At 65.3% G+C, this 19,905-nt stretch carries 20 protein-coding genes; 10 read left to right on the top strand and 10 right to left on the bottom strand.

The window, feature by feature from the left end; translation table 11 throughout:
- The 3 genes from AB7F10_RS04570 to AB7F10_RS04560 form a co-directional block, all read right to left on the bottom strand.
- On the bottom strand, nt 1-504 hold the full coding sequence (locus tag AB7F10_RS04570; RefSeq protein ID WP_428557459.1) for a hypothetical protein: 504 nt from the start codon (nt 502-504) through the stop codon (nt 1-3).
- A gap of 216 nt (nt 505-720) precedes the next feature.
- Nucleotides 721-1,173 (bottom strand): DNA polymerase III subunit chi, encoded by a 453-nt coding sequence (locus tag AB7F10_RS04565; RefSeq protein WP_428557460.1) that lies wholly within the window; start codon nt 1,171-1,173, stop codon nt 721-723.
- Between the two features lie 14 nt (nt 1,174-1,187).
- A complete protein-coding gene (locus AB7F10_RS04560; protein ID WP_428557461.1) occupies nt 1,188-2,687 on the bottom strand; it encodes a leucyl aminopeptidase in 1,500 nt (499 codons plus the stop codon).
- Nucleotides 2,688-3,060: 373 nt separating this feature from the next.
- On the opposite strand from AB7F10_RS04560, the gene lptF reads away from it, so the two are divergent.
- From lptF to rsmA, 6 genes are all read left to right on the top strand, one after another.
- Nucleotides 3,061-4,221, top strand: a complete 1,161-nt coding sequence (lptF, locus tag AB7F10_RS04555; RefSeq protein WP_428557462.1) for an LPS export ABC transporter permease LptF — start codon at nt 3,061-3,063, stop codon at nt 4,219-4,221.
- A gap of 12 nt (nt 4,222-4,233) precedes the next feature.
- Nucleotides 4,234-5,322, top strand: a complete 1,089-nt coding sequence (gene lptG / locus AB7F10_RS04550; protein WP_428557463.1) for an LPS export ABC transporter permease LptG — start codon at nt 4,234-4,236, stop codon at nt 5,320-5,322.
- Nucleotides 5,322-7,811 (top strand): LPS-assembly protein LptD, encoded by a 2,490-nt coding sequence (locus AB7F10_RS04545; RefSeq protein ID WP_428557464.1) that lies wholly within the window; start codon nt 5,322-5,324, stop codon nt 7,809-7,811. The genes lptG and AB7F10_RS04545 overlap by 1 nt, the downstream gene beginning before the upstream one ends.
- 65 nt (nt 7,812-7,876) lie before the next feature.
- The gene (locus tag AB7F10_RS04540; protein ID WP_428557465.1) at nt 7,877-8,815 is read left to right on the top strand and encodes a SurA N-terminal domain-containing protein; all 939 of its coding nucleotides are present in this window, start codon (nt 7,877-7,879) and stop codon (nt 8,813-8,815) included.
- Entirely contained in the window at nt 8,812-9,864 is a 1,053-nt protein-coding gene (pdxA, locus tag AB7F10_RS04535; protein ID WP_428557466.1) for a 4-hydroxythreonine-4-phosphate dehydrogenase PdxA, read from the top strand. The genes AB7F10_RS04540 and pdxA overlap by 4 nt, the downstream gene beginning before the upstream one ends.
- Nucleotides 9,864-10,712 carry a 16S rRNA (adenine(1518)-N(6)/adenine(1519)-N(6))-dimethyltransferase RsmA gene (gene rsmA, locus AB7F10_RS04530; protein WP_428557467.1) on the top strand — a complete coding sequence of 283 codons (849 nt, stop codon included), beginning with the start codon at nt 9,864-9,866 and terminating at the stop codon, nt 10,710-10,712. The genes pdxA and rsmA overlap by 1 nt, the downstream gene beginning before the upstream one ends.
- On the opposite strand, the gene gmk is transcribed toward rsmA, so the two are convergent.
- The 7 genes from gmk to fabD all read right to left on the bottom strand — a co-directional run bounded on the left by gmk (nt 10,702) and on the right by fabD (nt 17,431).
- Nucleotides 10,702-11,370, bottom strand: a complete 669-nt coding sequence (gene gmk, locus AB7F10_RS04525; RefSeq protein ID WP_428557468.1) for a guanylate kinase — start codon at nt 11,368-11,370, stop codon at nt 10,702-10,704. The two genes, rsmA and gmk, sit on opposite strands and share 11 nt — an antisense overlap.
- Nucleotides 11,367-12,254 (bottom strand): YicC/YloC family endoribonuclease, encoded by an 888-nt coding sequence (locus AB7F10_RS04520; RefSeq protein ID WP_428557469.1) that lies wholly within the window; start codon nt 12,252-12,254, stop codon nt 11,367-11,369. The genes gmk and AB7F10_RS04520 overlap by 4 nt, the downstream gene beginning before the upstream one ends.
- 108 nt (nt 12,255-12,362) lie before the next feature.
- Nucleotides 12,363-13,445: an endolytic transglycosylase MltG gene (mltG, locus tag AB7F10_RS04515; protein ID WP_428557470.1), complete on the bottom strand. Its 1,083-nt coding sequence runs from the start codon at nt 13,443-13,445 to the stop codon at nt 12,363-12,365.
- Between the two features lie 383 nt (nt 13,446-13,828).
- Complete coding sequence (gene fabF, locus AB7F10_RS04510) at nt 13,829-15,091, bottom strand: beta-ketoacyl-ACP synthase II (RefSeq protein WP_428557471.1); 1,263 nt, start codon at nt 15,089-15,091, stop codon at nt 13,829-13,831.
- A 142-nt stretch (nt 15,092-15,233) separates the two neighbouring features.
- Nucleotides 15,234-15,473: an acyl carrier protein gene (locus AB7F10_RS04505; RefSeq protein ID WP_428557472.1), complete on the bottom strand. Its 240-nt coding sequence runs from the start codon at nt 15,471-15,473 to the stop codon at nt 15,234-15,236.
- Between the two features lie 246 nt (nt 15,474-15,719).
- Complete coding sequence (fabG, locus tag AB7F10_RS04500) at nt 15,720-16,457, bottom strand: 3-oxoacyl-[acyl-carrier-protein] reductase (protein ID WP_428557473.1); 738 nt, start codon at nt 16,455-16,457, stop codon at nt 15,720-15,722.
- A 29-nt stretch (nt 16,458-16,486) separates the two neighbouring features.
- Entirely contained in the window at nt 16,487-17,431 is a 945-nt protein-coding gene (gene fabD, locus AB7F10_RS04495; protein WP_428557474.1) for an ACP S-malonyltransferase, read from the bottom strand.
- 148 nt (nt 17,432-17,579) lie between these two features.
- Here fabD and AB7F10_RS04490 point away from each other — a divergent pair, with 148 nt between their 5' ends.
- The 4 genes from AB7F10_RS04490 to AB7F10_RS04475 all read left to right on the top strand — a co-directional run bounded on the left by AB7F10_RS04490 (nt 17,580) and on the right by AB7F10_RS04475 (nt 19,873).
- Nucleotides 17,580-17,813, top strand: coding sequence for a hypothetical protein (locus AB7F10_RS04490; protein ID WP_428557475.1), 234 nt, complete (start codon nt 17,580-17,582; stop codon nt 17,811-17,813).
- Nucleotides 17,814-18,092: 279 nt separating this feature from the next.
- Nucleotides 18,093-18,554: a 30S ribosomal protein S6 gene (gene rpsF / locus AB7F10_RS04485; RefSeq protein ID WP_428557476.1), complete on the top strand. Its 462-nt coding sequence runs from the start codon at nt 18,093-18,095 to the stop codon at nt 18,552-18,554.
- 3 nt (nt 18,555-18,557) lie between these two features.
- A complete protein-coding gene (gene rpsR, locus AB7F10_RS04480; RefSeq protein ID WP_428557477.1) occupies nt 18,558-18,806 on the top strand; it encodes a 30S ribosomal protein S18 in 249 nt (82 codons plus the stop codon).
- Between the two features lie 101 nt (nt 18,807-18,907).
- Nucleotides 18,908-19,873 (top strand): DUF2232 domain-containing protein, encoded by a 966-nt coding sequence (locus AB7F10_RS04475; protein ID WP_428557478.1) that lies wholly within the window; start codon nt 18,908-18,910, stop codon nt 19,871-19,873.
- Nucleotides 19,874-19,905: the final 32 nt, after the last annotated feature.

Here is a 19,905-nt window from a genome sequence, read left to right as displayed (position 1 = left end):
TCACCGCGTCGCGGTCTTCGGCTTGGGCTTTGCGCGCTTGCGCACCGGTTTCTCGGGCTTCGGCGGCTCCGGCGCTTTTTCGATCACCTTCAGCCGCCCCGACGAGAAGCGGTAGACGCCCGGAAGGGCTCCGGTGACATAAGTGAGCACCGTCACGCGGTCGCCGCCTGGATCGGCGCTGATGGCGACGTTGCCGGGCGCTCCTGCGCGGCGCACCACCTGACACTCGGTCATGCCGAGCCCCACGCCGCCGAGCAGCGGCAATTGGCCGGGGTCGGCCGACTGGACCGCGACAGGCGCCCCGGCGGGCGATGCCGTCGCCTCGACACCGCCGACTGCGCCATCGGTGCCGCCCGGCTGCGTCTCGGCGACGCAATGACCGGAGGGATCGACCAATTGCTCCGGCGGCACTGGACCGTGGCCAAACCGCGCGTCTTCGGCCGGCAAGACCGTAGAGTCCGCCACCTTGATGGTGAAGAGGTCGGCGGTCTTGGACAGCTTCATCTCGGACAGCGCCTCGCCCGTTCCGGAGCACCCCGCAACGGCGGACGCCAACACAACGGCGGAGAGCCCGCCGATCACACGTCGAATTCGCACCTCACCACCCCGGTCTTCAACGATCCGTTTGTTACGTCTAAGGAATTGAGAATTGTCCGGATTTTGCGTCAGCATCACGGCGCGGGCAAGGCCAAGGCGACGGCGAAGCCCGCAGCGGGCCTTTCAGGCCTTGCGCTGCCAGCGTCCCTGCTCGTCCGGCTGCCAATAGGTCGCGGAGAGCCCCTTCGCCTTCGCCGCCGTCCAGTGCCCGCGGGCGGAAACCACCGCCTCCTCGTCGTCGCCGTCGAAGATCAACACGATCCGCTCGTAGGTCTCGACGTCGTTGGGAACCGGAGCGCCGTCGATCAGGAAGCGGACCGCCGCCGCATTGGGGTTGCCGTCATTGATGGTGAGCAGCACCGGCTGCATGGCCGCCTCGCCGTCGCGCCAGGTGCCGTGCGGCAGAAAGCCGTCATCGCGGTAGGTCCACAGATGCGCGTCCAGCGCCTCGATGCGTTCTTCCGACGCGCCGTGCACCACAACGCGCCACCCGCGCTCCAGCGACTTCTCGAGCAAAGGCGGCAGCACGTTCTCCGGCTTCTGACCTTGCAGATGATAGAACAGCATTTCGGTCATGCCGCCGGCGTCCGCTATTTCTCGTAATGATCCGCCACCAGCCGGTCGAGCAGCCGCACGCCCCAGCCCGATCCCCAGCTCCGGTTGATCTCGCTCTGACGGGAGTCGAAGCCGGTGCCGGCGATGTCGAGATGCGCCCACGGAATCTTGTCGGCGACGAAGCGCTGCAGAAACTGCGCGGCGGTAATCGCGCCGGCCCAGCGCCCCGAGCCAGTGTTCTTGACGTCCGCGAATTTTGAATCGATCAGCTTGTCGTATTCGGGCGCAAGCGGCATCCGCCACACCGGCTCGCTGATGGCAAGGCCGGACTTGGTCAGCTGCTCCGCCAGTTTGTCATCGTTACTGAAAAGTCCGGCGTTTTCGTGACCGAGCGCGACGATGATCGCGCCGGTCAACGTCGCCAGATTGATCATGAACTTCGGCTTGAATTTCTTTGCCGTGTACCAGAGCGCATCGGCCAGCACGAGACGGCCTTCGGCGTCGGTGTTGATGATCTCGATGGTCTGACCCGACATCGACGTCACGATGTCGCCCGGACGCTGCGCATTGCCGTCGACCGCGTTCTCGACGATGCCGATAACGCCGACGGCGTTGACGCGCGCCTTGCGCGCGGCGAGCGCGTGCATCAGGCCGACGACGCAAGCCGCGCCCGCCATGTCGCCTTTCATGTCTTCCATGCCGCCGGCCGGCTTGATCGAAATGCCGCCGGTGTCGAAACACACGCCCTTGCCGAGAAAGGCGACCGGCGCATCGGTCTTGCGCCCGCCGTTCCAGCGCATCACGACCATACGGCTGTCATGCGCGGAGCCCTGCCCGACGCCGAGCAGCGCGTGCATGCCGAGCTTGCGCATCGCGGCGACGTCGAGAACCTCGACCGCGACCTTCAGCTTCCGCAACGCGGTCGCGCGGCGCGCGAACTCGGCCGGATAAAGAACATTGGCCGGCTCGTTGACGAGATCGCGCGCGATAATGACGCCGTCGGAGATCGCCTCGCAGGGCGCAAAAGCCTTGCGGGCTTCCGCCACATCGGCGACCGCGACGGAGATTTTTTTGTCCGCCGGCTTGTCGTCGTCCTTGCGCTTCGTCTTGTAGCGATCGAACACATAGTTGCGCAGCTTCATTCCCATCGCGAGGTCGGCGGCCTGTCGCGCGCTCATCGCGCCGTCCGGCAACTCGGCGAAGACGACGGCGTCGGACGCCGACGCCGGCAATTTTCCCATCGCGATGCCGCCGAACTTCGTGATGTCGCTCGGCTTGAGAGCGGACGCCTTGCCGATGCCGACCACGATCAAACGATCGACGCCGAGTTTTTCCGGGACCGGAAGATCGAGCACGGTTCCGCTCCTGCCGGTATAGCGCGCCGCCTTCGCGGCCCGCTCGATCAGGTTTCCTGCAGCGCCGATGACCTTGCGGCTCGCCGGTCCAAACTTGAGTGCATCGCCGCAAAACAGGACGAGCACGCCCTTGGTCGTCGCCGGCATCGCGACAAAGCCGAGCCTGAGGGCACCTGACATCGTGGACGATCTCCTGAACGCGTTACCGGCAGCCTGTCCGCCAGCCGGCCCATATGGCTCCGGCGCAACGGCGCTGGAAAGCCTCAAGGAACGGATTTTCCAGACAATTTTGGCGGGCGGCCGGCAGGCCCAGTGACTGAGTCGGCCAAAGACCGACTGAATGGCAAAAACCGTCCGGAAGCGCCCGAAACGACTGCTGCCGCGCCCGGCGTGATTAACAAATTATTGTTCATAATCAATAGCTTTGCCTTCCGGCAGCCATTTTGTCAGGAGATCAAGTGACCCGTAAGTGGGGCCGGTTTACCTTGCAAGTGTCGGAGCCGACGGGGAAATCGGGCCGGCCGGCGGGAGCGTTTGGGGGACGGCAAAGCGGATGGGGTCGATCGGCCGCTATATTTTTCGCACGACTTTCGGTGCGTTCCTGACGATTTCCGTCAGCCTGACCGCTTTGATCTGGATGACCCAGGCGCTGCGCGAGATCGACCTCGTCACCAATCAGGGCCAGTCGGTGCTGACCTTCGCCAGCATCACCGGAATGCTGCTTCCGCTGCTGTTCATGTTTATCGCGCCGGTCGGTCTCTTTATCGCGATCATGCACACGCTGAACAAGTTGTCGGCGGATTCCGAGATCATCGTGATGTCCGCCGCCGGCATGACGCCGTGGCAAGTGTTTCGCAGTTACGTCGTCGTCGCGGGCGTTGTGTCGCTGATCATGGTCGCGCTCACCACGTATCTGTCGCCGAAGGGTCTTCGGACCCTGCGCGATCGCATCATCGAGGTTCGCGCCAATCTTGTCGGCACCATCGTCCAGCCCGGACGCTTCGTCAGCGTGGAATCCGCGGTCACGTTTCACATCCGCGCCCGTTCGCCGGACGGGCAGTTGCTCGGCGTGTTCATGGACGACCGCCGCAATCCGGCGGAGCGCGTGACGATCATCGCGGACTCCGGCAGCGTGCTCGAAAGCGATACCGGCACCTTCCTTGTGCTGCGGACCGGAACGATCCAGCGCTACGAGATGACCAACCGTGAGCCGAGCACGGTCGCGTTCGACCGTTACGCGATCGATCTGTCGCGGTTCTCCGGCGGGCAGACCAAGGTTCGCTATTCGCTGCGCGAACGCTATCTGTGGCAATTGCTGTTCCCCGACCCGAAGGATCCGATCCTGCTCGAACAGCCGGGCCTGTTCCGCGCCGAATTGTTCGACCGGCTGCTGCAGCCATTCTATCCCTTCGCTTTCGCCGTCATCGCCTTTGCCTATCTCGGATCGCCGCGCACGACGCGCCAGAACCGGACCCTGTCGATCGCGGGCGCGGTCGGCGCGATGGTGCTGCTGCGCATCGTCGGTTTCGTGTCGACGGTGTTCGGCGCCAACGTGCCGATCCTGCTGTCGGTCCAGTACATCGCCGTTGCCGGCACGATCATCGTCGGCCTCGTCGTCATCATGCGCGGCGTCGTCATCGAACCGCCCGCGTTCGTCGTCGAGGCCTTCACCAAGCTCGCCGATCGTCTGTCACGCCGATACGCAACCCCTTAAGGCCGCACGACGATGACGGGAGGCGTTCTCGCAAGATACTTCGGCCTGCGCTTCCTGAGCGCGGTGCTGATCGTCTTTGCCGGGATCTTCTCGCTGGCCGCGCTGATCGATTATGTCGAACTGACCCGGCGCGCCTCCGACATTCCCGGCGTCTCGGCCCTGCTGATCGCCAAGACCGCGCTCTACCGGATCCCGCTGCTCACCGAAAAGCTGATGCCGTTCTGCGTGCTGATCGGCGCGATGTCCTGCTACCTCAACCTGTCGCGCCGCCTTGAGCTGGTCATCGCGCGCTCCGCGGGCCTGTCGGCCTGGCAGTTCGTCGCGCCGGCGATCTTCACCGCCTTCGTGCTCGGCATCCTGGCGACGGCGATTTACAACCCGGTCTCCGCAATCATGCAGGAGCAGGCCAAGCGTCTTGAGGCCAGCATCTTCGGCGACAATTCGGCCTCGCGGGAAACCGGCGGGCGATTCTGGATCCGGCAGCGGGCCAATGACGGCGAGGCCATCATCAGCGCCCGGTCGAGCAGCAACCAGGGCGTCGAGCTGTCCGGCGTCACGATTTTCACGTTCCGGACCGACGGCCAGTTCAAGGAGCGGATTCAGGCGCGGTCGGCGGTGCTGCAGCCCTCGGCCTGGTCGATCGTCGATGCCCGGGTGTTCCCGATCAATCAGGCCCCGCGCAATGTTCCGGAGATGAGGCTGGCCACCAACCTGACGCCCGAGCAGGTTCGGGAAAGCTTTGCGACGCCGGAAACCGTCCCGTTTTGGGATTTACCGCAGTATATCACCATCGCTGAACGCGCCGGTTTGGTCGCGGCCGGCTATCGATTGCAGTTCCAGAAGCTTTTGTCCCGGCCCTTCTTGCTCGCCGCCATGGTTATTCTTGCCGCAGCCGTCAGTTTACGGTTTTTCCGCTTCGGCGGTGTTCAAAAGATGGTTTTAGGTGGCATTTTGGCGGGTTTTATGCTTTACGTGCTGCAGAAAATTACCGAAGACATGGCGAAAGCCGAGCTGATGCACCCGGTGGCAGCGGCTTGGTTTCCCGCGTTGGTCGGTGGGGTAACCGGGTTCGTGGCGTTGCTATTCCAGGAGGACGGGTGATGGCCAGTTTGCCGACCGCTCGTCCGGTCAGTGGCGGCTTCGTCCGTCCGGCAACACTTATCGCGGCATTGCTCGCTTTTGCGCTGGCATCGGTGGTGCCGGCGACGGTGGCGCACGCCCAGCTCCTGACCTTCCCGACCGTTCCGAAGCAGCAGAAGAAGCCTCGCCTGCCGCAACGCGCCGGGCAGGATCAGATGCTCGTTCAGGCGCAGCGCATCGACTACGACTACATCAACCACCGCGTCGCCGCCGTCGGCAACGTCCAGATTTTCTACCAGGGCTCAACGCTCGAGGCCGACCGCGTCGTCTATGACGAGAAAACCAAGCGCCTTCACGCCGAGGGCACCGTCCGCCTCACCGACGAATACGGCAACGTCACCAACACCAATTCGCTCGATCTGAACGAGAACTTCCGCGACGGCTTCATCGACTCGCTGCATGTCGACACCGCGGACCGCACTCGCATGGCCGCCGCGAGCGCAACGCGCACCGCCGGCACCTACACGGTGTTCGAGAGCGGCGTGTACACCGCCTGCGAGCCCTGCAAGGACAACCCGAAGAAGCCGCCGCTCTGGCAGGTCAAGGCCGCCCGGATCATCCACGATCAGGGCGAGAAGATGATGTATTTCGAGTCGGCCCGCTTCGAGCTGTTCGGATTCCCGATCGCCTATTTCCCCTACTTCTCCGCCCCCGATCCGACGGTGAAGCGCAAGACCGGATTCCTCGTCCCCACTATCCGGCACAACTCGATCTACGGCGCCGCGGTCAGCGTCCCCTATTACTGGGCGCTGGCGCCGAACTACGACGCGACCTTCGCGCCGATGATCACGACCAAGCAGGGCGTGCTGCTGCAGGGCGAATTCCGCCAGCGGCTCGCCAATGGCAGCTACGCCATCCGCGCCGCCGGCATCTCGCAGCTCGACAAGGACTACTTCGACGCCGGCGCGCCCGGTCACCGGACCAATCGCGGCAGCATCGAAAGCACCGGCCGCTTCGCGCTCAATCAGCAATGGGTCTGGGGCTGGCAGGGCGTGCTGCTGAGCGACCGCTCGTTCCTGGCCGACTACAAACCGAGCCTGTCGGCCTACAAGAACAACACCGATCCGACCAATCTCGGCCTGCCCGGCCTGAGCGAAGCGACGTCGCAGATCTACATCACCGGCCAGGGCGACCGCAGCTACTTCGACGCGCGCGCCATCCACTACTACGGCTTCTCGAACCAGGACTCGCAGAAGCAGCTGCCGATCATCCATCCGGTGATCGATTACAACTACACCCACAAGAATCCCGTTCTCGGCGGCGAACTCAGTCACCGCTTCAATTTCGTCAGCCTGACGCGTTCGAACGCCGATTTCGACGCGGTCTCCTCGTTCGCTTCGCAGACCGGCGCCTGCTCGCAGACGGCCGATCCCGCGGTCAAGAATCGCAGCAACTGCCTGCTGCGCGGCGCACCGGGAACCTACAACCGCTTCTCGGCGGAAACCTCGTGGAAGAAGACGATCATCGACTCCTACGGTCAGATGTTCACGCCGTTTGCCTCGGTCCGCATGGATGCGTCGGAGCGCCAGACCGACAATGAGATCGGGGTCTCCAACTACCTGACCACCGGCGACAGCACGCTCGTCCGCGGCATGCCGACCATCGGCATGGAGTATCGCTACCCCTTCATCAGCGTGCAGTCGTGGGGCTCGCAGACCTTCGAACCGATCGCGCAGGTCATCGCCCGCCCCAACGAGACGCAGATCGGCAAGTGGCAGAACGAGGACGCGCAGAGTTTCACCTTCGACGACACCAATCTCCTCAAGGTCGACAAATTCTCCGGCTGGGACCGCGCCGAGGGCGGCGGGCGCGCCAACGTCGCCGTGCAATACACCGCGCAGGCCAACAGCGGCGGCACGTTCAGCGCCCTGTTCGGCCAGTCCTATCACCTGTTCGGACAAAATTCCTTCGCGCAGACCGACCCGACCAACACCGCGCTGCAGAGCGGCATCGACACCGACCGGTCCGATTACGTCGCCCGCTTCTCGCTGCAGCCGAACCGGACCTATAAATTCACGTCCCGCTTCCGGTTCGACCACGACGACTTCGCGGTTCAGCGCATGGAGCTGGAAGCCAGCGCCTCGTTCGACCGCTGGTCGTTCTCGGCGCTTTATGGCGATTATGCGGCGCAGCCGGCGCTCGGCTTCCTCGAGCGCCGTCAGGGTCTGCTCGGCACGGCGCGCTACAAGCTGACCGAGAACTGGGTCGCCTACGGTTCGCTGCTGTACGACCTGAAGGCCGAGAAGTTCAATTCGACATCCTTCGGCGTCGGCTATATCGACGACTGCGTCATCCTGGCACTCAACTACGCGACCAGTTATTCTTATGATGTGAACGGCAGCAATCCGCAGCGCGTCAGCACGGTGATGCTGCAGCTGAGCTTCCGCACCTTGGGCGGCAGCGCTGTGTCACAAAGCACGAGCCACACGAACTCGAACTACACGTACTAGCGGCCGGCCTGCCGAACCCGGGGGCGCTGTTCGAACCTGCAGCCGGCCATCGAACGGAACGGGATATGTCGAAATCCAGCGCCATGAGCATCAAGATCCGCCTTCTCGCATTTGCGGCGTTCTTCGCCGCCGCCATCCTCGCCGCGCCGGGCGTCTCGCACGCGCAGATCGTCGTCATGGTCAATGGCTCGCCGATCACAGCGCTCGATATCGAGCAGCGCATGAAATTCGAGCGGCTGACGACGCGCAAAAATCCGAGCCGGGATGATGTCATCAAGCTGCTGATCGACGACCGGCTGAAGGTCTTCATCGGCAAGCGCTACGGCCTCGATGTCAGCGATTCCGAGGTCGACCAGGCCGTTCAGAACATGGCGAAGCGAACGCAGTCGACGCCCGCCCAGCTCGAGCATTCGCTCGCCCAGCAAGGCATTTCCATCAACACGCTGAAGGCGAAGGTGCAGGCCGATCTGTCCTGGTCCCAGCTGGTCCGCGGCCGCTACGGCGCCTCGCTCAAGATCGGCGACGCCGAGATCAACAGCGTGCTGCGCTCGCGCGGCATCGATAAGACGGAAACGGTTGGCTACACCTACAAGCTCTATCCGATCACCGTGGTGGTCCCGCGCGACGCCAGCGCTTCGACCGTCGACAGCAAGCGCCGCATCGCCGAGAGCCTGCGCAGCCGGTTTCAGACCTGCAACGAGGGCCTGCGGCTGGCCCGCTCGGTGCGCGATATCGTCGTCAGGGAGCCGATCACGCGCAACAGCGCGGAACTCAACCAGCAACTTCAGGATCTCCTGAACAAGCTCGAGGTCGGCCACGCCACCCAGCCGGAGAAGACGGCCGGCGGCTTCCAGATGTTCGCCCTCTGCGAGAAAAAGTCATCGTCGACCGAGACGGCGGAAAAGCGCGAGATCCGCGAGGAAATCTTCAGCAAGCGTTTCGAGGAGCGCGGCAAGAAGTTTCTCGACGAGGTCCGGCGCTCCGCGATGATCGAGTATCGATGAACCGTTCCGCGGCACAGGGCCACCCGGCTTTCGGCGATCGCCCTCTCGCGGTGAGCATCGGCGAACCTGCCGGGATCGGCCCCGATATTGCACTGCTCGCCTGGCGCGACCGCGCGAGCCTGCGGCTGCCGCCGTTCTACGTGATCGGCGATCCCGCGCTCCTCGCGCGGCGCGCAAGAGAGATCGGCATCGACGTTCCGGTTGCCGCGGTCGAGCCGGAAGCGGCCACGGCTGCCTTCTCGACCGCGCTTCCCGTCGCCGCTCTGGCGGAGACCTCCGCCGCCAGCCCCGGCCGCCCGGACAAGGACAGCGCGCCGCTCGCGATCGCCGCCATTCGCCGTGCGGTCGCCGACGTAACGGCCGGGCACTGCGCAGCCATTGTCACCTGCCCGATCGCCAAGAGCGTTCTTTACGACGCCGGCTTTGCCGATCCCGGCCACACCGAATTTCTGGCAAAGCTCGCCCGCGAGGCCGGCCACACCGGCGTGCAGCCGGTCATGATGCTCTGGTCGCCTGAACTCGCAGTCGTTCCCGTCACCGTCCATCTCGCCCTGGCGGACGCGATCGGACGCCTGACCACCGACCTCATCGTCTCGACCGCGCGGATCACCGCTCAGGCGCTGCGGATGCAATTCGGCATTGCAGCGCCGCGCCTTGCGGTTTCGGGCCTCAATCCGCATGCCGGCGAAGACGGTTCGCTCGGTTCCGAGGAAGAGCGCATCATCGCGCCGGCCATTCGCCAGCTTGCCGAGAGCGGCCTCGATATTCGAGGCCCGTTGCCCGCCGACACGATGTTTCACGCATCGGCGCGCGCGACCTATGACGCCGCGCTCTGCATGTATCACGACCAGGCGTTGATCCCGATCAAGACGCTGGCCTTCGACCGCGCCGTCAACGTGACGCTCGGGCTGCCCTTCGTGCGCACCTCGCCCGACCACGGCACCGCCTTCGACATCGCCGGCACCGGCCGCGCCGACCCGGCGAGCTTCGTCGCCGCGCTCAACCTCGCGGTACGGCTGTCGGGCGCGGTGCCCGCCGCCGCTGCGTGATGAGCGCGCCCGACGACCTGCCGCCGCTGCGCGACGTCATCAGACGTTACGATCTTCGGGCCAAGAAATCGCTCGGCCAGAACTTCCTCCTCGACCTCAATTTGACCGGGCGGATCGCCCGCGGTGCCGGCCCGCTGGATGACGTTACCGTTCTCGAGATCGGACCCGGACCCGGCGGCCTCACGCGCGCGTTGCTGACGCATGGCGCACGGCATGTGATCGCCGTCGAGCGCGACGAGCGCGCTGTCGCGGCGCTGGCGGAGGTGGCCGAGCGCTATCCGGGCCGGCTGGAGGTCGTTTCGGGCGACGCGCTCGCAATCGACGGTGCAACGCTCACGCGCGAACGCCCGCTGCGCATCGTCGCCAACCTGCCCTACAATATCGCGACGCCGCTGCTGATCGGGTGGCTCACCGCCGAGCCGTGGCCGCCGTGGTTCGACCGCATGGCGCTGATGTTCCAGCGCGAGGTCGCGGAACGCATCGTCGCCGCGCCCGGCTCGAAGGCTTATGGCCGCCTGTCTGTGCTCGCCGGCTGGCGAACACGCGCGAAAATTCTGTTCGACGTGGCGCCGACCGCTTTCGTGCCGCCGCCCAAGATCACGTCGAGCATCGTCGAACTCGTGCCACGCACGGAGATCGCCGCCTGCGACGCCACGGCGCTCCAGCGGGTGACCGAGGCGGCTTTCGGCCAGCGGCGCAAGATGCTGCGCCAGAGCCTGAAGTCGCTCGGCAAGGACCCGCGCCAATTGCTCGAAGCCGCCGGCCTCGACGAAACGGCGCGCGCCGAAGACATCGCCGTCGAGGGGTTCGCAGCTCTCGCGCGCGCGTTTGCGGCCGCTAAGGGATAATCTTTTTCAGGTCGCCGAGCAGGCCGCCGACGAAGGTTTCGACATCGAGCATCTTCACGCGCTTCAGCCGCTCCGCTGTGAGGATGGCACGCAGGCGCGCGAAGCTCTTGTCGAGATCGCGGTTGACCAGAATGTAATCGTACTCGTTCCAGTGGGCGATTTCCTCGATCGCATTCTGCAGACGGCGCTTGATGATCTCGGCGCTGTCCTCGGCGCGCCGTTCGAGCCTCGCCCGCAGCTCGTCCGCCGATGGCGGAAGCACGAAGACGGTCACCACGTCGTCGCGCATTTTCTCGAGCAACTGCCTCGTACCCTGCCAATCGATGTCGAACAGCATGTCGCGGCCTTCACTCAGGGCCTTTTCGACCGGCTCGCGGGGCGTTGCGTAGTAATTGCCGTGTACCTCGGCCCATTCGAGCAATTCGCCGCCGTCGCGCATCGCCTCGAAATGACGCTTGCTCACGAATTGATAATGAACACCCTCGATCTCGCTCGGCCGCCGGTCGCGCGTGGTGACGGACACCGACAGGGAGACATTCTCCTCCTCGCGCAGCAGGTTGCGCGTCAGCGTCGTCTTGCCGGCGCCCGACGGCGACGACACCACCAGCATGATGCCGCGGCGATTGATCTCGCGCGGCTTGTCGGAGCCTTGCGTCATTCGAGGTTCTGCACCTGCTCGCGGAACTGCTCGACCACGGTCTTCAACTCGAGACCGATATTGGTCAGCTCGACATCGTTCGATTTCGCGGTCAGCGTATTCGATTCGCGATTGAGTTCCTGCGCCAAAAAGTCGAGGCGGCGGCCGACCGCACCGCCATCGCTCAGGAGCTTTCGTGCCTGCGCGACATGCGCGCCAAGCCGGTCGAGTTCCTCGCGAATGTCGGCGCGCGCCGCCAGCATCAGCGCTTCCTGGTGCAACCGGTCGGGATCGAACCGGCTTCCGGTCTCAACCAGCGCGGCGATCTGGGCGGCAAGCCGCGCCTTGACGGCCTCCGCCTTGCGCCCCGGCGCTGCATCGGCGCGCGCGGCGAGCGACGCGATTTCGCTCAGCCGGTCGCCGAGAATTCGGCCGAGCGCCTCGCCCTCGCCGCGGCGCACCGCGACAAGCTGCGTCATTGCCTGTTCAAAGCCTTTGGAAAACGCGGCTTCCGCCGCGCGGCGGTCATCGTCACTTTCCTGGGTCTCGCCGACTTCGATCACGCCCTTGAGTGCGAGAATGCCGTCGAGCGTCGGCGGAGCAGCATCGAGCCGGCCCTGCAAGGATTTCAGCGTGGCGAGCACCGCAGACAGCACCGGCTCATTGACATTGACGACCGGCGCGACGCCTTTGCGCTCCGCCGTCAGCGTCGCATAGACGGTGCCGCGCACCAGCGCTTCGCTCGCGTATTTGCGCGCCGGGACTTCCACGGCGTCCCATCCCGGCGGCATCCGCAACCGGAAATCGAGTCCCTTGGCATTGACCGATTTGATTTCCCACGACCACACGTAGTTGCCGACGGCCCCGTGGCTGCGGGCAAAGCCGGTCATGCTCGATAACGCCATCGGATAAGGATCCCCTGTCCGGCCGCATGCGCCGCTGCCGCGCGCGACCTTAACGGCGCGGTTTGCGCCCCTCAAGCCTGCAACGGAGAACGACAAAAAACGGAGGGTCTAGCGCCGCAAGCCCGGTTGGCCGTTCTGGCCGTTGGCGGGCGGCGCAGGTTGCGCAGGCGTCGGCTGGGCATCGCCGCGCTCGATTGCGCGCAGCTTGGCGACGTTCTTGCGATGCTGGTCGTAGTTGTCCGAAAAGACGTGGCCACCGGTGCCGTCGGCGACGAAATAGATTTCCTTGGTCCGGGCCGGATTGGCCGCGGCTTCAAGCGACGCACGGCCGGGATTGGCGATCGGCCCCGGCGGCAGTCCATCGATGACATATGTATTGTAGGGCGTCGCCTGCTCGATATCGGCCTTCGAGAGCGGGCGGCCCAGCGAACCCTTGCCGCCGACCAGGCCGTAGATGATCGTCGGGTCGGATTGCAGCCGCATCTTCTGCTTCAGTCGATTGACGAACACCGCGGCGACGCGGGTACGCTCGTCGGGACGGCCGGTTTCCTTCTCGATGATCGAGGCGAGCGTCACCAACTCCTCGGGACCCTTCAGCGGCAGATCGGACGTGCGCCGCTCCCAGACCTCCTGAATGATCCTGCGGCTCGCCTGCTCCATGCGATTGAGAATGTTCTGCCGCGACACGCCGCGCGTCACCTTGTAGGTCTCCGGCAGCAACGTGCCTTCGCGCGGAACTTCCTTGATCGTGCCGATGAGCAGGTCGCTTTCCAGCAGCCGGGCGACGATCTGCTCCGACGTCAGGCCCTCGGGGAAGGTCAGCGTGTGCTGGACGACGCGCCCCTCGACGATGATGTCGACGACGTCGCTGATGCTGGCCGATTTCGGAAAATTATACTCGCCGTATTTCAGGCCTTCCTTCGCCTTCAGCACCACGACGCTGCCGATGAAGACCCAGGGCTGGTTGATCACGCCCTCGCGCGACAGCAGATCGGCGATGTCGCGGGTGCCGAGCCCCTTCGGAATGTTGACGGTCTTGTCTTCGGTCAACGGCCCCGGCGCATCGAAGCGTTGCTTGCCGACGAACAGCGCGGCGCCCGCGACGATGGCGATCAGGATCAGCAGCGTGAAGACAGCGTTGCCGGCGACCACCAGCGGATGGCGGACCCGCCGCGAGCGGCGCGCCGGCAACGGCACACGCTCCGGTTCGAGTGCCGCGCGCGGACTGCGCGGCGCAAAGGGACGGAACGACCGCGGCCGGGCCGCGCTGTCAGACTGCCCCGGTGGAGTCGATGCCGAACGGGAGTCCCGGCCGGCGACCGGCGGAACGAAAGACCCATTGCCGTTGTCTGCCCCGCCGTTGCGATCGCTCACGCCTGTCGTCCCGCCTTTCGTGGTGGGTTTGCTGGGTTCGTGCGCCCCGCCGCCGGCGGCGTCTCTGCGCCGGCGCACCCGTCATGACTTCAAGTCTACCGCTTTGCCGCCCCATCCGCCGCGCCCGCCCGAAAGGCGGCCACGGCCCGCAGGTTAGAAGCAAATATGGCGAAAGCAGGGGCTCCGCCACAAGCGAATCGTCAGCTTGCGTAGCGCCGGAATACCAGCGAGGCGTTGGTGCCGCCAAAGCCGAACGAGTTGGACAGCGCGAGATTGACCTCACGCTCCCGCTTCTTGTGCGGCACGAGGTCGATCGGTGTCTCGACGGAGGGGTTGTCGAGGTTGATGGTGGGCGGCACGACGTTGTCGCGAATGGCGAGGATCGAGAAGATCGCCTCCGCCGCGCCGGCCGCGCCGAGCAGATGCCCGATGCACGACTTGGTCGACGACATCGAGATGCGTCCCGCCGAATTGCCGACCACGCGCTCGACCGCGCCCAGCTCGATGGTGTCGGCCATCGTCGAGGTGCCGTGCGCATTGATGTAGTCGATCTCGCCCGCCGTCGCACCGGCGCGCTTGAGCGCCGCGCTCATGCAACGGAACGCGCCGTCGCCGTCCTCGGACGGCGCGGTGATATGGAAAGCGTCGCCCGACAGGCCGTAGCCGACGACTTCGGCATAGATCTTTGCGCCGCGCGCCTTGGCGTGCTCGAGCGACTCCAGCACGACAATGCCGGCGCCCTCGCCCATCACGAAACCGTCGCGGTCCTTATCGTAGGGGCGCGAGGCCTTGGTCGGCGTATCGTTGAAGCTGGTCGCCAGCGCGCGGCAGGCCGCGAAGCCCGCGAGCGCCAGCCGGTTGACCGGCGACTCGGTGCCGCCCGCCACCATCACGTCGGCATCGCCGAGCGCGATCAGCCGCGCGGCGTCGCCGATCGCATGCGCGCCGGTCGAGCAGGCCGTGACGACAGAATGGTTGGGGCCCTTGAGCCCATGTTCGATCGAGACATAGCCCGAAGCGAGATTGATGATGCGGCCGGGAATGAAGAACGGCGACACCCGGCGCGGTCCCTTTTCCTTGAGCGTGATCGCGGTCTCCGCGATGCCTTCGATCCCGCCGATGCCGGACCCGATCAGCACGCCGGAGCGCGTCTGATCCTCGTAGCTTTTGGGATGCCAGCCGGCGTCGTCGAGCGCCTGGCGCGCGGCGCACATCGCGAAAACGATGAACTCATCGACCTTGCGCTGCTCCTTCGGCTCCATCCACTGATCGGCGTTGTAGGTGCCGTTGGTGCCGTCGCCGCGCGGGATCACGCAGGCGATCTTGCACTGCAGATCCGAGACATCGAAATGCTCGACCTGCCGCGCGCCGCTCTCACCGTTGAGGAGACGCTTCCATGTATGCTCGACGCCGCATCCCAGCGGCGTCAGCATGCCCATTCCGGTAACGACGACGCGATTCATGGCGACGTTTTGATCCTTGCTCTGATGATCGCGACGCTCTTGACGATGTTGTCGCCTTCGCGATTCACGGACCGGGCGTCATGCGGCCCGATCCGGAACAATCGTCGCGACCCAGGCACGCCAGCGCGCCAGATCGGCTCGATCAGCTTTTGGCGTTTTTCTCGAGGAACTTGACCGCGTCGCCGACGGTCAGGATCGTCTCGGCAGCGTCGTCCGGGATTTCGCAGCCGAACTCTTCTTCGAATGCCATGACGAGTTCCACGGTATCGAGGCTGTCGGCCCCGAGATCGTCGATAAAGCTCGCGCCCTCGGTCACCTTTTCAGGTTCCACCCCGAGGTGCTCGACGACGATCTTCTTAACCCGCTCGCCAATGTCACTCATTGTCCAAACCTCTGCGTTCTAAGCCTGACCACGGCCTTGACGGATGTTCACCGTTGTTGCGGTGCGGCCGTTTCGTTGTTGACAGTGGCGAGGCACATCCCAAACCACGGCTGACATCGGAAGACAATGTCAGGACCGTTTCAGGGCCGCCCCCCGCCGGGCCGAATTTCGGTTACCACACTTCATTTCCGTTGACTAGCGCGCCCCCGCGTCGTCCCCGGCAGATGGAAAAGCCCCGTTTTCCAGCTAAATCATGGCCATCCCGCCGTTCACATGCAGCGTCTGTCCGGTCATGTAAGCGGCCTCGTCGGAGGCGATATAGACCACCGCCGCGGCGACGTCATCCGGGGTTCCCAGCCGCCCGGCGGGCACGCGCGACAGGATCGCCTCGCGCTGCTTGTCGTTGAGCTTGTCGGTCATCGGGGTGGCGATGAAACCCGGCGCGACGCAGTTCGCGGTCACGCCGCGCTTGGCATATTCCTGCGCGATCGACTTCACCATGCCGATCATGCCCGCCTTGGCCGCCGTGTAATTGCTCTGCCCCGGATTGCCGGTGACGCCGACCACCGAGGTGATGCCGATCAGCCGGCCGAAACGGCGGCGCATCATCGTCTTGGTCGCCGCCCGCATCAGGCGGAACGTCGCGGTGAGATTGATCGCGATCACCTGGTCCCAGTCTTCGTCGCGCAGCTGCACGAACAGATTGTCCTTGGTCACGCCGGCATTGGCGACGAGGATGTCGAGCTTCTGCATCGCGGCTTCGGCCGACGGCACCAGTTTCTCGACATCGGCGGCATCGGCGAGATTGCACGGCAACACATGCACGCGGCTGCCCAGTTCGCCGGCGAGTTGGTCGAGCACGTCGCGCCGCGTTCCCGACAGCGCGACGGTCGCGCCCTGCTTGTGCAGCATCCGCGCGACGGTGCCGCCGATGCCGCCGGTCGCGCCGGTGACAAGCGCGCTCTTGCCGCTGAGATCGAACATGGCGCTCTCCCCTGAATCCTTGCCTTGCTTCAGCCGCGCGAAGCCTTGAAAGCCGCGATGTCATCGGGCGTGCCGACGGCGCTTGCAGTTGCGCCCTCGGCCAACCGCTTGGCAAGTCCGGTCAGCACTTTTCCAGCGCCCGCTTCATAGAACGTCGTCACGCCCGCGCCGGCCATGAAGCCGACGCACTCGCGCCAACGCACGGTGCCGGTCACCTGCGCGACCAGCGAGCGCACGATTTCGGCCGGGTCGCTGATCGGCTTCGCCAGCACATTGGCGACGACCGGCACCACCGGCGCCTTCACCGTCACCTTGGACAGCGCCTCGGCCATCACGTCGGCGGCCGGCTGCATCAGAGCGCAATGGAAGGGTGCGGACACCGTCAGCAGCATCGCGCGCTTGGCGCCTTTAGTTTTGGCGAGTTCGACCGCGCGTTCGACCGCGGCCTTGTCGCCCGACACCACCACCTGCCCGCCGCCATTGTCATTGGCGGCCTGACAGACCTGGCCCTGCGCAGCCTCCGCGGCCACGGCAGCTGCCGTATCGAAATCGAGCCCCAGCAGCGCCGCCATCGCGCCGGTGCCGACCGGCACGGCCTTCTGCATGGCACGGCCGCGAATACGCACCAGCCGGGCGGTATCGGCGACCGTCAGGGCCCCGGCCGCGGCCAGCGCGGAATATTCGCCCAGCGAATGACCGGCGACGAAGGCGGCGTCCCGCTTCAAGTCAAGCCCGGCCTCGGCCTCCAGCACCCGGATGACTGCGAGCGAGACCGCCATCAGGGCCGGCTGGGTGTTCTCGGTCAGCGTCAGGGTCTCGGCCGGCCCCTCGAAGATGACGGCGCTCAGCTTCTCGCCCAGTGCTTCGTCGACCTCCTGGAACACGGCCTTGGCCGGCCCGAAGGCGTCCGCCAGAGCCTTGCCCATGCCGACCGTCTGGCTGCCCTGGCCGGGGAATACGAATGCGACCGACATTTTCGCCCTTGAATCTGCTCGGAAACCCGTTAATCGCGGCGAAAGACACCCCGCCGGGAAATGTGTCAAGTTTTACCGATCTCCATAAGGCCGTTGAAATGACCGTCATGGTAGGTTTTCCACGATCTGGAGGCCTTGGGGGGCCGCAATGGCCGAATTGGTAACCGACGAAGACTTGGTACGGGCCCGGACGGACCCGGATTTCCGCCAGAAATTCATGGCGGACCACCTCGACCGGCTGCTCGAGGCGCTGAACGTCGCCCGCAGGTCGGCCAGCAACCCCGTGCGCGCCAAGCAGATCCGCGAAGGCGTCGACCTCGCGGTCAAACTCGCCGAAATCCTGAACAATCAGGGTAGCCGGCCCGGCACCCGGGCGGCCTGACGCCACGTCGACGGGCCTCCAAAGGCCCATAAATCCCTGCCCTTTCCTTCTCGTTTTCTTGCCTTTTCGGCCAGACGTCGTATAACCCGCGCGCTCCGTTGATCCCGGCTGGGAGCTGAACGGACGGCCGCTTTTCACAGATCATTCTGAGGAAACTGGCAGGGCCCCGTGGCCCGTCGTCCCGTGCTTCCACCTTCAGAGCATTCGAGCCTTTCCCGAAGGGCTCGAGGGGCTTGGCGCCGGGATCAGGGACATTGGGACCAACAGGAAAGGGCAATCATGCCGCTTTACGAACACGTCTACCTTGCGCGCCAGGATCTGAGCGCGCAGCAGGTCGAGGAACTGACCACGCAACTGTCCAACATCGTCGGGCAGATGGGCGGCACCGTCGCCAAGTCGGAATACTGGGGCGTGAAGTCGCTGTCCTACCGCATCCGCAAGAACCGCAAGGCCCACATGACCTTGCTCAACATCGACGCGCCGCCGGCCGCTCTCAACGAGATCGAACGCCAGGAGCGCATCAACGAAGACGTGCTGCGCTACCTCACCGTGCGCGTCGAAACGCATGAGGAAGGCCCCTCCGCGATGATGCGCAAATCGGATCGCGACGAGCGCCGCGGCGACCGCTTCGGCGGCGACCGTTTCCGCGACGAGCGGCCGCGTGACCGCGACCGCGGCGAGCGCCGCCCGCGCGACGACGGCGACGACTCGTCTTCTCAGGCATCGAGCTCGGAGGAATAAGCCATGGCAGCTCCCGCTTCCGGCGGCGCACGCCGTCCATTCTTCCGCCGTCGCAAGACCTGTCCGTTCTCCGGCGCGAACGCGCCGAAGATCGACTACAAGGACGTCAAGCTCCTGCAGCGCTACGTGTCCGAGCGCGGCAAGATCGTCCCGAGCCGTATCACCGCGGTGTCGGCCAAGAAGCAGCGTGAACTCGCCCAGGCGATCAAGCGCTCGCGCTTCCTCGGCCTGCTGCCTTACGTGATCAAGTAATTCGACATTCAAGAGGCCCGCGGGTCATACCGCGGGCCGATGGTTGGGGCGGACAACGATCCGCCTCTAACCGCTCCGAAACCCGGGCGGGACAGCTGGTGATGATGCAGATTGGTTTCATTGGAATTGGAGCTGGCGCGGCCTCCGCGCTGCTGTTCGCGTCTGTCGCGTCCGGCTCGCTCCTGTCCATCCTCCTCTTCTATCTCGCGCCGCTGCCGATCATGATCGCCGCGATCGGCTGGAGTCATGTCGGTGCCGCGCTCGCCACCGGCGTGGCCGCCATCGGCCTCGCGCTCTCGCTCGGCAGCACGTTTTGCTTTGCCTATCTCGTCGGCACCGGCGTTCCTGCGTGGTGGCTCGGCTATCTCGCCATGCTGGCGCGGCCGGGCGCGAATAACGGCAGCCTCGAGTGGTATCCGCCGGGCCGGCTCGTGGTCTGGGCGGCCGTTCTGGCCACGCTGGTCGTAATCATCGCCATCGCCAATCTCGGCACCGATATCGACAGCTTCCGCGCCGGCCTGCGCGCCGCCGTCAACCAGCTCGTCGTCATCGGCTCGGGCAAGCCCGGCGGCGAGCCTGAAAGCCCCAATGTTGCGCGGCTCGTGGATTTCCTGATTGCCGCGATCCCGCCCGGCGCGGCCGTGCTCGCGACGATCACCAATGTCGTCAATCTGTGGCTTGCCGCGCGCGTGGTGAAATTTTCCGGTCAGCTGCGGCGGCCGTGGCCGGATCTGCCGGCGCTGGCATTTCCTCCGACCGTTTCCATCGCGCTCGCCGCGGCTATTGCGTTGAGCTTTGTCGGCGGTCTCGTCGGCATCGTCGCGACCGCGCTGATGGCCGCGTTGCTGATGGCCTATGGGGTGCTCGGCTTCGCCGTCCTGCACACGCTCACGCGCGGAATGTCGGCGCGGCCGCTCCTGCTCGGCGGCATCTACGCCATCGTTCTCGTATTCGGCTGGCCGCTGATCGGACTTTGCCTGCTCGGCATGCTGGAGGCCGCGCTCGGACTGCGCCGCCGCTTCGGCAAGGCGGGCGGTCCTCCGGGCGGCCCGCCCGCGCCGATCTGAGTTTTCGAAATCCACTTCAACCTTTCACAAGA

The organism is Pseudolabrys sp. (assembly GCF_050250095.1).
Lineage (GTDB): Bacteria > Pseudomonadota > Alphaproteobacteria > Rhizobiales > Xanthobacteraceae > Pseudolabrys.
Note: the sequence above shows the minus strand (reverse complement) of the source record. Positions and strands in the feature narration are given on the sequence as shown.

Excerpts from the sequence above, each read along its gene's own strand:
- lptG (WP_428557463.1), top strand. The coding sequence starts at position 4,234 with ATGACGGGAGGCGTTCTCGCAAGATACTTCGGCCTGCGCTTCCTGAGC.
- AB7F10_RS04490 (WP_428557475.1), top strand. The coding sequence starts at position 17,580 with ATGGCCGAATTGGTAACCGACGAAGACTTGGTACGGGCCCGGACGGAC.
- AB7F10_RS04560 (WP_428557461.1), bottom strand. The coding sequence starts at position 2,687 with ATGTCAGGTGCCCTCAGGCTCGGCTTTGTCGCGATGCCGGCGACGACC.
- fabG (WP_428557473.1), bottom strand. The coding sequence starts at position 16,457 with ATGTTCGATCTCAGCGGCAAGAGCGCGCTTGTCACCGGCGCGACCGGC.
- AB7F10_RS04505 (WP_428557472.1), bottom strand. The coding sequence starts at position 15,473 with ATGAGTGACATTGGCGAGCGGGTTAAGAAGATCGTCGTCGAGCACCTC.
- lptF (WP_428557462.1), top strand. The coding sequence starts at position 3,061 with ATGGGGTCGATCGGCCGCTATATTTTTCGCACGACTTTCGGTGCGTTC.
- rpsF (WP_428557476.1), top strand. The coding sequence starts at position 18,093 with ATGCCGCTTTACGAACACGTCTACCTTGCGCGCCAGGATCTGAGCGCG.
- rsmA (WP_428557467.1), top strand. The coding sequence starts at position 9,864 with ATGAGCGCGCCCGACGACCTGCCGCCGCTGCGCGACGTCATCAGACGT.
- AB7F10_RS04540 (WP_428557465.1), top strand. The coding sequence starts at position 7,877 with ATGTCGAAATCCAGCGCCATGAGCATCAAGATCCGCCTTCTCGCATTT.
- gmk (WP_428557468.1), bottom strand. The coding sequence starts at position 11,370 with ATGACGCAAGGCTCCGACAAGCCGCGCGAGATCAATCGCCGCGGCATC.
- fabF (WP_428557471.1), bottom strand. The coding sequence starts at position 15,091 with ATGAATCGCGTCGTCGTTACCGGAATGGGCATGCTGACGCCGCTGGGA.
- fabD (WP_428557474.1), bottom strand. The coding sequence starts at position 17,431 with ATGTCGGTCGCATTCGTATTCCCCGGCCAGGGCAGCCAGACGGTCGGC.
- AB7F10_RS04545 (WP_428557464.1), top strand. The coding sequence starts at position 5,322 with ATGGCCAGTTTGCCGACCGCTCGTCCGGTCAGTGGCGGCTTCGTCCGT.
- AB7F10_RS04565 (WP_428557460.1), bottom strand. The coding sequence starts at position 1,173 with ATGACCGAAATGCTGTTCTATCATCTGCAAGGTCAGAAGCCGGAGAAC.
- AB7F10_RS04475 (WP_428557478.1), top strand. The coding sequence starts at position 18,908 with ATGATGCAGATTGGTTTCATTGGAATTGGAGCTGGCGCGGCCTCCGCG.
- AB7F10_RS04570 (WP_428557459.1), bottom strand. The coding sequence starts at position 504 with ATGAAGCTGTCCAAGACCGCCGACCTCTTCACCATCAAGGTGGCGGAC.
- pdxA (WP_428557466.1), top strand. The coding sequence starts at position 8,812 with ATGAACCGTTCCGCGGCACAGGGCCACCCGGCTTTCGGCGATCGCCCT.
- AB7F10_RS04520 (WP_428557469.1), bottom strand. The coding sequence starts at position 12,254 with ATGGCGTTATCGAGCATGACCGGCTTTGCCCGCAGCCACGGGGCCGTC.
- rpsR (WP_428557477.1), top strand. The coding sequence starts at position 18,558 with ATGGCAGCTCCCGCTTCCGGCGGCGCACGCCGTCCATTCTTCCGCCGT.